10 protein-coding genes are annotated in these 11,991 nt (G+C 64.2%); 9 read left to right on the forward strand and 1 reads right to left on the reverse strand.

Going from position 1 to position 11,991, the window contains the following annotated elements; genetic code table 11:
* Positions 1 to 40 precede the first annotated feature (40 nt).
* Positions 41 to 673, forward strand: coding sequence for a nitroreductase family protein (locus GDR53_RS13200; protein WP_193334937.1), 633 nt, complete (start codon positions 41 to 43; stop codon positions 671 to 673).
* 56 nt (positions 674 to 729) lie between these two features.
* On the opposite strand, the gene puuE is transcribed toward GDR53_RS13200, so the two are convergent.
* Positions 730 to 2,145, reverse strand: coding sequence for an allantoinase PuuE (puuE, locus tag GDR53_RS13205; RefSeq protein ID WP_193334938.1), 1,416 nt, complete (start codon positions 2,143 to 2,145; stop codon positions 730 to 732).
* Between the two features lie 154 nt (positions 2,146 to 2,299).
* Here puuE and uraH point away from each other — a divergent pair, with 154 nt between their 5' ends.
* Genes uraH through GDR53_RS13245 form a run of 8 tightly spaced genes read left to right on the forward strand, consistent with a single transcriptional unit; the run spans position 2,300 to position 11,976 of the window.
* Positions 2,300 to 2,656, forward strand: a complete 357-nt coding sequence (gene uraH, locus GDR53_RS13210; protein ID WP_193334939.1) for a hydroxyisourate hydrolase — start codon at positions 2,300 to 2,302, stop codon at positions 2,654 to 2,656.
* Between the two features lie 3 nt (positions 2,657 to 2,659).
* Positions 2,660 to 4,126 (forward strand): xanthine dehydrogenase small subunit, encoded by a 1,467-nt coding sequence (gene xdhA / locus GDR53_RS13215; RefSeq protein ID WP_193334940.1) that lies wholly within the window; start codon positions 2,660 to 2,662, stop codon positions 4,124 to 4,126.
* Positions 4,123 to 6,453, forward strand: coding sequence for a xanthine dehydrogenase molybdopterin binding subunit (gene xdhB / locus GDR53_RS13220; protein ID WP_193334941.1), 2,331 nt, complete (start codon positions 4,123 to 4,125; stop codon positions 6,451 to 6,453). Before xdhA ends, xdhB begins: the two co-directional genes overlap by 4 nt.
* Complete coding sequence (gene xdhC, locus GDR53_RS13225; protein WP_193334942.1) at positions 6,450 to 7,313, forward strand: xanthine dehydrogenase accessory protein XdhC; 864 nt, start codon at positions 6,450 to 6,452, stop codon at positions 7,311 to 7,313. Before xdhB ends, xdhC begins: the two co-directional genes overlap by 4 nt.
* Positions 7,303 to 8,847, forward strand: a complete 1,545-nt coding sequence (locus GDR53_RS13230) for an ABC transporter ATP-binding protein (protein ID WP_232846623.1) — start codon at positions 7,303 to 7,305, stop codon at positions 8,845 to 8,847. The genes xdhC and GDR53_RS13230 overlap by 11 nt, the downstream gene beginning before the upstream one ends.
* Positions 8,831 to 9,913 carry an ABC transporter permease gene (locus tag GDR53_RS13235; RefSeq protein ID WP_193338092.1) on the forward strand — a complete coding sequence of 361 codons (1,083 nt, stop codon included), beginning with the start codon at positions 8,831 to 8,833 and terminating at the stop codon, positions 9,911 to 9,913. The genes GDR53_RS13230 and GDR53_RS13235 overlap by 17 nt, the downstream gene beginning before the upstream one ends.
* On the forward strand, positions 9,914 to 10,837 hold the full coding sequence (locus tag GDR53_RS13240; RefSeq protein WP_193334943.1) for an ABC transporter permease: 924 nt from the start codon (positions 9,914 to 9,916) through the stop codon (positions 10,835 to 10,837).
* 53 nt (positions 10,838 to 10,890) lie between these two features.
* Positions 10,891 to 11,976 carry a BMP family ABC transporter substrate-binding protein gene (locus GDR53_RS13245; protein ID WP_193334944.1) on the forward strand — a complete coding sequence of 362 codons (1,086 nt, stop codon included), beginning with the start codon at positions 10,891 to 10,893 and terminating at the stop codon, positions 11,974 to 11,976.
* The last annotated feature ends 15 nt before the right edge of the window (positions 11,977 to 11,991 follow it).

The following is an 11,991-nucleotide window of genomic DNA, read 5'->3' on the forward strand; positions in this document are numbered from 1 at the left end:
CCAGCCATGCAGGCCGCCTATCTCTGGAAAGACCAAGACTATGCTGCTTGAGAAGCTGAACTGGCGCTATGCCACCAAGAAAATGGATCCTGCCAAGCCTGTCGCCGCCGACAAGGTGGAGCGCATCCTGGAAGCCGCGCGCCTGGCGCCGACCTCCAGCGGGCTGCAGCCCTTCCAGGTGATCGCGGTGAGCAGTCCCGAAGTGCGGGCGCAGCTGCGCGCCGCCGCCTTTGACCAGGCCCAGCTGACCGACGGCTCCCATGTGCTGGTCTTTGCCGCCTGGGACAATTACACCGAAGCGCGCATCGACAATGTGCTGGCGCTGACCATTGCCGAACGCGGCGGCAGCAGCGACACGCTGGACGCCTATTATACGCGCCTCAAGGGCATGTATCTGCCGCGCGAAGCCGCGAGCAATTTCGAACACGCCGCCCGCCAAGCCTATATCGGCTTTGGCATGTCGATCGCCCAGGCGGCCTTTGAAGGCGTGGACGCTACGCCGATGGAAGGTTTCGACCCGGCCCAGTTTGACGATATCCTTGGTCTGAAGGCCCAGGGTCTGCGCTCGGTCTGCGTATTGGCGCTCGGCTACCGCGCCAGCGCGGGCGACTGGTTGCAGGGGCTCAAGAAGGTGCGTCGGTCGACCGCCGACTTTGTGACCGAGATCGCCTGAGCGCCCCGGCGCTGCCGACGCGATTGGTGCACGGCCCTTACCGGGCCGTGCATGCTTCAGGGCAACAAGGCCTTGAGGCGCAGCAGGGCGATGCGCTCGACCTGGGCGCAGGCGGTGGCGAATTCAGCTTCGGCGCTGTTCTGCAGCCTGGCTTCGAAGGCCTCGAGGATTGTGGCCTTGGTATTGTCGCGCACGGCGATGATGAAGGGGAAGCCGAACTTGTCGACATAGGCGGTGTTGAGCATGGTGAAGCGCTGCCGCTCGCCATCGGTCAGCGCATCAAGACCCACCGAGGCCTGTTCGGCGGTGGATTCAGCGGTGAGCCGGGCCGCGGCGGCGAGTTTTCCGGCGAGGTCGGGATGGGCGCGCAAGACACCCAGGCGTTCCTCGGGGCCAGCCATGCGGAACTGGCAGCGCAGCGCGAAATGCAGGCCGATGGCGGTGTCGTTGACCGGGGCCAGTTCGCCCTCCCAGGCGCGCTCGGCGATCCAGGGCGAATGCTCGAAGATGGAGCCATAGCGGGCGACGAAATCGGCCTTGTCGAGCTGGGAGGGGATGACCTCGGGCGCAATATAGGGATGTTCAGCCGCCCAGTGCTCGGCGATGGCGAGGCGGGTGGGGATCCAGACCTTGTCGAAGGTGAGGATATAATCGACGAATTTCTTGAGACCCTGGAAGCGGCCGGGCTGGCCGACAAGCCGGCAATGCAGGCCCAGCGACATCATCTTGGGGCTGCCGGCCTCGCCTTCGGCATAGAGGCAGTCAAAGCTGTCCTTGAGAAACTGGAAATATTCCTCGCCATTGTCAAAGCCTGGGGCGGTGACGAAGCGCATGTCATTGGCGCTGAGCGTATAGGGAATGATCAGCTGTGGCTTGCCCTGGTGGACGCGCCAATAGGGCAGGTCATCGTCATAGGTGTCGGAAATATAGGCAAAGCCGCCGGTCTCGGCGACGAGGTCAATGGTGTTGAGGCTGGAGCGGCCGGTGTACCAGCCGCGCGGGGGCGCGCCGGTGGCGATGGTGTGGAGGCGAATGGCCTCGGCGATCTGGGCGCGCTCCTCGTCGGGCGGCATGTCCTTGTGCTGCACCCATTTGAGGCCATGGCTGGCGATTTCCCAGCCGGCCTCCTGCATGGCCGCCAGCTGGGTCGGGGCGCGCATCAGCGCGGTGGCGACGCCATAGACAGTCACCGGCAGATTGGCCTCGGTGAACAGGCGGTGCAGCCGCCAGAAGCCGGCGCGGGCGCCATATTCATACATGCTCTCGACATTGGCGTGGCGCTGGCCGGGCCAGGGTGCGGCGCCAATGACATCGGCGAGGAAAGCCTCGGAGGCGGCGTCGCCATGCAGGATGTTGTTCTCCCCGCCTTCCTCGTAATTGAGCACGAACTGCACGGCGACATGGGCGCCGCCAGGCCAATTGGCGTGAGGCGGGGTGGGGCCGTGGCCGTGCATGTCGCGGGGGTAACGCATGGATGAAGACTCTTTGAGCTGGTACTGGATGATAGTATGGCCCTGACGGCCGCAATCAAGATGCACAAAAATGGACCAGATGGTAAAATATGGGCATTGCGGATCAGCGTTGATGCGCTAGTCTGAGGCCGGGGAAGACCAATGGAGCAGACTTATGGCGGGTAGTGGACGCCTCACCACGCATGTGCTGGACACGATGCACGGCACGCCGGCGCGCGGCATGCGGATCGAATTGCTGTTCGTGCATGGCGACCATAATCACCATATTGCCGACAGCTATACCAATGCGGACGGTCGGGTCGACGCGCCGCTGCTCGACGAGCAGCAGTTCCAGCATGGCGAGTTCGAGATCCATTTCCACGTCGGGCAATATTTCGAGCGGCTGGGGGTCGAACTGGCCAATCCGTTCCTCGACGTGGTGCCGGTCCGCTTCACCATCAGCGAAGACAAGCATTACCATGTGCCCCTGCTGGTCAGCCCCTTTGCCTATTCCACCTATCGGGGCAGCTGAGGCATGACCGTGGTTTCAAACGCCATCCGCTTCATTCTCAATGGCGAGGCGATCAGCCTGACCGACGTGAAGCCGGACACGACGCTGCTCGACTGGCTGCGGCTGGAGCGGCGGCTGCGCGGTTCCAAGGAAGGCTGCGCCGAGGGCGATTGCGGCGCCTGTACCGTGCTGGTCGGGCGGCTGATGGGCGACGAAATCATCTATGACTCCGTGACGGCCTGCATCCGTTTCGTGGGCAGCCTGCACGGCACCCATGTGGTCACCATCGAGCATCTGCGCGGCGAGAACGGCAATCTGCACCCGGTGCAGCAGGCGATGGTGGATCACCATGGCAGCCAGTGCGGCTTCTGCACGCCGGGTTTTGTGATGAGCCTTTATGGCCTGTGGATGCGCAATCCCGACCCGAGCCAGGGCGCCATCGAAAAGGCGCTGCAGGGCAATCTCTGCCGCTGCACTGGCTATGCGCCGATCATCCGCGCGGGCAAGGCAATGTCGACCTACGGTCTGCCGCAGGGCGATCCGCTCTGGGCCGAGCGCATTGCGCTCAAGGAACAGATCAAGGCGATCCATGACGGCAGCCGCGTCGAGATCGGTGAAGGCGTCGGGCGGATCATCGTGCCGGCGAGCCTCGACGATTTTGCCGAGATCTATGCGGAAAATCCCGAGGCGACTATCGTGGCCGGCTCGACCGATGTCGGGCTCTGGGTCACCAAGTTCATGCGCGCCATCGGGCCGGTGATCTTTATCGGCCAGCTACAGGAATTGCGGGCCATTGCCGACAATGCCAGCGAAGTGCGGTTCTATGCCGGGGTCAGCTATTCGCAGGCGCAGCCCGTGCTGGAAGAGCACTTCCCGGGCATGGCCGAATTGTGGGATCGCGTCGCCGGCGAGCAGGTGCGCAATATGGGCACGATCGGCGGCAATATCGCCAATGGGTCGCCGATCGGCGATACGCCGCCGCCCTTCATCGCGCTGGGCGCCAGGCTGACGCTGCGGCGCGGCGCGCATCGGCGCGAGATCAAGCTCGAAGACTATTTCCTGGCCTATGGCCAGCAGGACCGCCAGCCCGGCGAATTTGTCGAAAGCGTCACCGTGCCGCTGCTGCCGGCGGGCGAGAAGTTTGCCGTCTACAAGCTGTCCAAGCGGCGCGAGGAGGACATCTCCACCCTATGCGGCGCCTTCCGGGTGTTTGTCAGCGATGCCGGCACGGTGGGCATGGCCCGCATCGCCTTTGGCGGCATGGCGGCAACGCCCAAGCGCGCCAAGGCCGTCGAGGCGGCGCTGGTTGGCAAGCCTTGGACGCAGGCGACCATCGATGCCGCCGTGGTGGCCTTTGCTGAAGACTATCAGCCGATTTCCGATATGCGGGCCAGTGCCGAATACCGGCTGCTGAGCGCGCAGAACATGTTGCAGCGCTTCTTCCTCGAGACCACCGGCCATGGCCAAAGGTTGCGGCGGGAGGTGGCATGAACAAGCTGCAAGCCCCGATCGCCCTAGCCTCGCTGCACAAGGATGTCCGTCATGATAGCGGGTCCAAGCATGTCACCGGCACGGCCGAATATATCGACGACATGGTCGAGCCGGCCGGCACCATGCATGCCTATCTGGGGCTGTCGACAAACCCGCATGCAGAGATCATCAGTATCGATTTTTCCGCCACAAGGGCGGCTCCGGGGGTGATTGGCGTGCTGACCGCGGCCGATGTGCCGGGCGACAATGACGTCAGCTCCAATCACAGCCATGACGAGCCGCTGCTGCCCACGGACAAAGTTCACTTCTGGGGCCAGCCGCTGTTCGCGGTGATTGCCGAGACGCGCGATCAGGCGCGGCGGGCCGCGCACCTGGCCAAGGTCGAGTACAAGGACCTGCCCTTTGCCACCAATGTGCGGGCGGCGCAGGCGGCAGGCGGCACGCTGGTGACGCCACCGCTCAAGCTCGAACGCGGCGATATCGCGGCCGGGCTGGCGGGCGCCCCGCGCCGGGTCAAGGGCAGTTTCGAGATCGGCGGGCAGGATCACTTCTATCTCGAGGGCCATATTGCTTTGGCCGTGCCGGGCGAGGACGAAGACGTCACGGTGTTTTCCTCGACCCAGCATCCCACCGAAGTGCAGGTCATGGTGGCGCAGGTACTGGGCATTCGCCTGCATGCGGTGACGGTCAATGTGCGGCGCATGGGCGGTGGCTTTGGCGGCAAGGAAACCCAGAGCAACCTGTTTGCCTGCGTGGCGGCTCTGGCGGCCAAGAAATGGAACCGCGCCTGCAAGGTCCGCCCCGACCGCGACGATGACATGACGGCCACCGGCAAAAGGCACGACTTCGTGGTCGATTACGATGTCGGCTATGACGAGAGTGGCAGGATCCATGCGGTGGACGCGGTCTATGGCGCGCGGGCGGGGTTTTCCTCGGACCTCAGCGGTCCGGTGACCGACCGGGCCCTGTTTCATGCCGACAATGCCTATTGGTACCCCGCCGTGCGGGTGCGGTCGGAACCGCTCTATACCAATACCGTCTCCAATACCGCCTTTCGCGGCTTTGGCGGGCCGCAGGGCATGCTGGCGGCCGAGCGCTGGATCGAGGACATTGCCTACGCGCTGGGCCGCGATCCGCTCGAGATCCGCAAGGCCAATTTCTACGGCACCGACAGCAACAATGTGACGCCCTATCACCAGACGATAACCGACAATATCGTGCACCGGGTGGTCGGGGAGATCGAGGCCTCGTCGGACTACCAGGCGCGGCGGGCGGCGATCCTGAAATACAATGAGGGCAGCCCGGTGCTGAAAAAGGGCATTGCCCTGACCCCGGTCAAGTTCGGCATCTCCTTCACCGCCACCTGGTACAATCAGGCCGGGGCGCTGGTGCATGTCTACAAGGATGGCTCGATCCATCTCAGCCATGGCGGCACCGAAATGGGGCAGGGGCTCTATATCAAGGTGGCGGCGGTGCTGGCCGATGCGTTTGGCGTTGGGCTGGACGTGGTCAAGATCATGGGCACCAGTACCGGCAAGGTGCCCAATACCTCGGCCACGGCGGCATCGTCGGGTTCCGATCTCAACGGCATGGCGGCCTTTGACGCGGCGCGACAGATCAAGGAACGGCTGGTGGCCCATGCCGCCAAGCTCTATCAGTGCGCGCCCGAGGCAGTACTCTGGGTGCCCGGCGGTATCCAGGCGGGCGCCACATTCGTGCCCTTCGCCGAACTGGCGGCCTCGGCCTATATGAACCGGGTGCAGCTATCGGCGGCCGGCTTCTACCAGGTGCCCAAGATCCACTGGGACCGGGCAACCGGGCGCGGCCATCCCTTCTACTACTATGCCTATGGTGCCTCGGTCAGCGAGGTCACGATCGATACGCTGAGCGGGGAATATACCGTTGATCGCGTCGATATCCTCCATGACGTCGGACGCTCGCTCAATCCGGCCATCGATATCGGCCAGATCGAGGGCGGCTTCATCCAGGGCATGGGGTGGCTCACCACCGAGGAGCTGGTCTGGGACGCCAAGGGCCAGCTGCGCACCAAGGCGCCTTCGACCTACAAGATCCCCCTGGCATCAGACGTCCCGCCGATCTTCAATGTCAGGCTGGCCGAATGGTCGGTCAATGCCGAGCCCACCATCGGCCGCTCCAAGGCCGTGGGCGAGCCGCCGCTCATGTTGGCCATGAGCGTGGTGGAAGCGCTGTCGATGGCGGTGGCTAGCGTGGCCGATTATGCCATCGCCCCCCGTCTCGATACGCCGGTGACGCCGGAGCGCGTGCTGATGGGTGTGCAGCGGATGAAGCGGGAGGCGCGGGGGTGACCAGTCGGGCTGCCGAACTCGCTGCATTCCTGGCCACAAATCCGGACGCCATCGTCTGCGCCTTGACGTCCGTGCGCGGCTCCAGCCCGCGGGCGCAGGGCACCTTCATGCTGGTCGGAAAGGCGGGCTTGTTCGGCACCATCGGCGGCGGGGCGCTCGAATATATGGTGATCGAGCATGCGCGCCGATTGATCGTTTCAGGCCACGCCGAAGACGCCATGGATGTGCCGCTGGGGCCTGAAATCGGCCAGTGCTGCGGCGGACGGGTCAAAGTCGGTCTCGACTATGCCGATGCGGCGCGGCGCGCGGCGCTGCTGGCGCAGGTGACGGCCGAGGATGCGGCGCTCCCCCATGTCTATGTTTTCGGTGCCGGCCATGTCGGGCGGGCGCTCGCGCAGATGCTGGCTTTATTGCCGGTGCAGCTCGAGGTGATCGATACGCGGCGCGAAGAACTTAACCTGCTGCCGGACCATATCGCCTCTCGCGCCGTTGCCATGCCTGAGGCGGTGGTGCGCGCCGCGCCGGCGGGGAGCAGTTTTGTCATCCTGACGCATGACCATGCGCTCGATTTTCTCATTGCCCAGGAGGCTCTGGCGCGGGTCGACAGCCCCTATATCGGCATGGTGGGTTCACGCACGAAGCGGGCCCGCTTTGCCAGCTGGTATCGGGGCGAGGGCGGCTCGGCGGCGGCGGTCGAGCGGTTGGTGCTGCCCATCGGCCAGATGGGGCTTGGGGATAAAAGACCAGCCGTCATCGCAGCACTGGCGGCGGCCGAAATAATGGTTCACATTGAGCGATGGGAAGCTGAAACGGACCGGGTCCGCACCCCTGAGACATCGGGGGTGGCCATTGGACGCTAGCATACCGTATCGGTTGGAACTCAAGGGCATCACCAAGCGCTTTCCGGGCGTCCTGGCCAATGACAATGTCAGTTTTGCGGTCAGGCCGGGCGAGATCCACGCGCTGCTGGGCGAGAACGGCGCCGGCAAATCCACGCTGGTCAAAATGATCTATGGCATCATGCAGCCCGATGCCGGCGAGATGGTCTGGGATGGTGAGCCCGTGACGGTCGCCCATCCCAAGGCCGCCCGCAAGCTGGGCATCGGCATGGTGTTCCAGCATTTCTCGCTTTTCGAGGCGCTGACCGTGCTGGAAAACATTGCCCTGGGTATGGATGCCAAGATTCCCGGGCGCGAGCTTGAAGCGCGCATCCGCGCGGTCATGCTCAAATATGGCCTGCTGCTTGATCCGCATCGTACGGTGGCGACGCTGAGCGTCGGTGAGCGCCAGCGCATCGAAATCGTGCGGGCGCTGCTGCTCGATCCAAAGCTGCTCATCATGGACGAGCCGACCTCGGTGCTGACGCCGCAGGAGGTGGAGCAGCTGTTCGCCGTGCTGCGCAAGCTGGCGGCGCAGGGCTGCTCCATTCTCTACATTTCTCACAAGCTGCACGAGATCAAGGCGCTGTGTGACACGGCCACCATCCTGCGCGGCGGCAAGCTGGTCGATACCTGCGACCCCAAGGCGGAAACCAGCCGATCGATGGCCGAAAAGATGATCGGCGCCGGACTCAAGGATATCGTGCGCGCCGAGGGCCGCCTGCTGGGCGAGGCCAAGCTGGTTGTGTCGCACCTCTCGACCACCAAGGCTGGGCATTTCGACGTGCCGGTGGATAATGTCAGCTTCACCGTGCGGGCCGGCGAGATCGTCGGCATTGCCGGTGTGGCCGGCAATGGGCAGAACGCCCTGCTCGACGCGCTGTCGGGCGAGATCCGCAGCGATGACGGCCAGAGCGTGACGCTGGACGGCTATCCGTTGGGCCTGCTCGACACGACCGGACGGCGCAAATATGGCCTCTGTGCCGTGCCCGAGGAGCGCAATGGCCACGCGGCGGTGGGCGAGTTCTCGCTGTCGGACAACAGCATCCTGACCGCGCGTGACCGGCTCGGCATGGTGGTGCTCGGACTGATCAATTCGGGCGCGGCCAGGACATATACTGGCCAGGTGATCGCCGAATTTGCCGTCAAGGCGCTAGGCCCATCATCGATGGCCGGTTCGCTGTCGGGCGGCAATCTGCAGAAATACATCATGGGCCGGGAAATCCTGCAAAAGCCCAGCGTGCTGGTGGTGAGCCAGCCGACCTGGGGCGTCGATGCCGGCGCAGCGGCGGCCATCCACCAGGCGCTGGTCGATCTGGCCGCGGCCGGCTCGGCCATCGTGGTGATCAGCCAGGATCTCGATGAATTGCGGGCGCTGTGCGATACGCTGGCGGTGATCAATATGGGTCGGCTGTCGCCGCCCCGGCCGACCGGCGAGGTGAGCGTGGAAGAGATCGGCCTGCTGATGGGCGGCGTGCACGGGGCCGGGGAGATGCATGATGCTATTCCGGCTTGAGAAAAGACGCGAACCATCGCAGTTCATGGTCTATGCGACGCCCCTGGTCGCCGTGGCACTGACCATGCTGGTGGGCGCCATCATCTTCTCGCTGATCGGATATGACGGGGTCGGCGCGGTCAGGGAAATCTTCCTCACGCCGCTCACGAATGCCTATAAGTGGCAGGATCTGGGGGTCAAGGCCGCACCGCTGATCATCATTGGGGTGGGCCTGTCGATCGCCTATCGCGCCAATGTCTGGAACATCGGCGCGGAGGGCCAGTATATCATGGGCGGGCTGGCCGGCACGGGCGTGGCGCTGCTGACCTGGGGCATGACGGGGTGGTGGATACTGCCCCTGATGGTGCTGGCGGGCGTCCTGGGCGGCATGACCTATGCGGCGATCCCGGCGCTGTTGCGGACGCGGCTCAACGTCAATGAAATCCTCACCAGCCTGATGCTGACCTATGTGGCGGTGCAGGTGATCTATTACCTCATCCGCGCGCCCTGGAAGGATCCGATGGGCATGGGCTTTCCGCAGACACGGCTGTTCTCCGAGGCGGCCCGTTTGCCCACGATCATTCCGGGTACCATCGTGCATCTGGGCGTGCCCATCGCCGTCCTGGTCGGGCTGGTTGCCTGGTTCATCATGACCCGCTCGGTATTCGGCTATCGCATGCGGGTGGTCGGGGCCGCGCCGCATGCTGCCCGCTATGGCGGGTTTTCCGAAAACAAGACGATCTGGCTGGCGCTGCTGGTCAGCGGGGCGCTGGCCGGTCTGGCCGGGGTGCTGGAAGTGGCGGGGCCGTTCCAGCGCATGGTGCCGGGTTTCCCGGCCAATTACGGCTTCACCGCCATCATCGTGGCCTTTCTCGGCCGGCTCAATCCGCTAGGCGTTATTGTTGCCGGGGTGGTGCTGGCCATTACCTTTGTCGGCGGCGAAGTGGCGCAGACCACGATCGGTCTTCCCAACGCGGCGACCGGCATCTTCCAGGCCATGATGCTGTTCTTCCTGCTGGCGGGCGATATCCTCATTAAGTACCGGGTCCGGCGCGTGGCGCCGCAGCCCTCGGCGGGAGCGGCCTAGATGGATCTGACACTTGCCATCCTTGTAACCGTGGTGGGGGCGGCAACGCCCATCCTGATCGCCGCATTGGGCGAACTGGTAGTGGAGCGGGCCGGCGTGCTCAACCTGGGCGTCGAAGGAATGATGCTGATCGGCGCCATTGCCGGCTTCGTGGTGCAGTTCCATACCGGCAATCCCTATCTGGCGCTGCTGGCGGGCGCGGCCGCAGGCATGGCGGCGTCGCTGATCTTCGGCTTTCTCGTGCTCTCCCTGTCGGCCAACCAGACGGCAACCGGGCTGGCGCTGACCATCTTCGGTACCGGCTTTTCGGCGCTGGCCGGCTCGTCCTATTCGGCGCGGCCCGTGACGCTGATGCAGCCGCTGCTGCCTGTCGAGTTCACCGCTCATCCGCTGGCACGGGTGATCCTGGGCTATCCCTTTCCGGTCTATTTCACCTTCGCCATGGTGGTGGCCATCTGGTTTTTCCTGCACCGGACGCGTTCGGGGCTGATCCTCCGGGCGGTCGGCGAGAATGACCAGTCGGCCCATTCCATCGGCTATTCGGTGATCGGGGTGCGCTATCTGGCGGTGATGTTCGGCGGCGCTATGGCCGGCATTGCCGGGGCCTGCTTCCCGCTGCTGCTGACGCCGCAATGGGCCGAGCGGATGACGGCGGGACGCGGCTGGATTGCGGTGGCGCTGGTAGTCTTTGCCTCCTGGAAGCCGTTTCGCCTGCTGGCCGGCGCCTATCTCTTCGGGCTGGTGATGACCATGGAGCTTTATGCCAAGGCCGGCAGCGGCCCGCTCAATATCGTGCCGTCCGAGCTCTGGGCCGCCCTGCCTTATCTTGCAACTATCGTCGTGCTGGTGCTGATCTCCACCCGCCGCGATGCTTCCAGCAATGCTCCGGCCTGCCTCGGCAAGCCGTTCTTGCCTTCCAATTGAAACGGCACACCAATGACCGGCTCAATTCAACAAACGTCAATCAGGAGAAACCCATGAGACTGTCGCGTCGTACTTTCGTTAAAATCGGCGGTGCCGCCGTGGCCCTGCCCATGCTGGGGGCGCGTGCCTTTGCCCAGGTGGAAAAGGTGAAGATCGGCTTCATCTATGTCGGCACGATCAATGACAACGGCTACAATTATGCCCACAATCAGGGGCGGATCTATGTCGAGGAAAATCTGGGCGACAAGGTCGAGACCATCTATGTCGAAAACGTGCCGGAAGGCCCCGATTGCGAGCGCGTGCTGCGCGAACTTGCACAGCAGGGCTGCAATCTGATTTTCGCCACCAGCTTCGGTTTTGGCGACTCGGTGATCAAGGTTGCCCCGCAATTCCCCGAGATCGCCTTTGAGCACGCCACCGGCTATATGAGCGCGCCCAATGTGGGCCTCTACAATGCCCGCTTCTATGAAGGCCGTGCGGTCTGCGGCACCATTGCCGGCCACATGTCCAAGACTGGCAAGGCTGGCTATATCGGCTCCTTCCCCATCCCTGAAGTGGTCATGGGCATCAATGCCCTGGCCCTGTCCGGGCGCCGCATCAATCCCGACTTCACCGTCAAGCCGGTCTATATCTCGACCTGGAATGATCCGGCCAAGGAAGCTGACGCTGCCCGCGCCATGATCGACCAGGGCATCGATATCATTGCACAGCACACCGACGGCCCGGCTGCTCTGCAGGTCGCTGCCGAACGCGGCATTGTCGGCGGCTTCGGCCAGGGCGCCGACATGAGCGCTTTCGCACCGGACACCCAGCTGACCGCCATCATCGACCACTGGGGTCCGCATTATCTGGCATCGGCGCAGGCCGTGCTCGATGGCACCTGGACCCCGGGCAATACCTGGGAAGGCCTCAAGGAAGACGTGGTGCAGATGGGGCCCTACGGCGCCAAGGTGCCCGAAGAGGTGGTTGCTGCGGCCGAAGAAGTGCGCACCGGCCAGATCGACGGCTCGTTCCACATCTTCACCGGACCGATCAAGGACAATACCGGCGCCGAGCGCGTCGCAGCGGGCGTCACCATGACCGATGCCGAACTGCTCAGCATGGACTGGTATGTCGAAGGCGTCGAACAGCCCGCCTAAGGCAGGACTGGTTTG

This window comes from Devosia beringensis, from assembly GCF_014926585.1.
Taxonomy (GTDB): Bacteria; Pseudomonadota; Alphaproteobacteria; order Rhizobiales; family Devosiaceae; genus Devosia; species Devosia beringensis.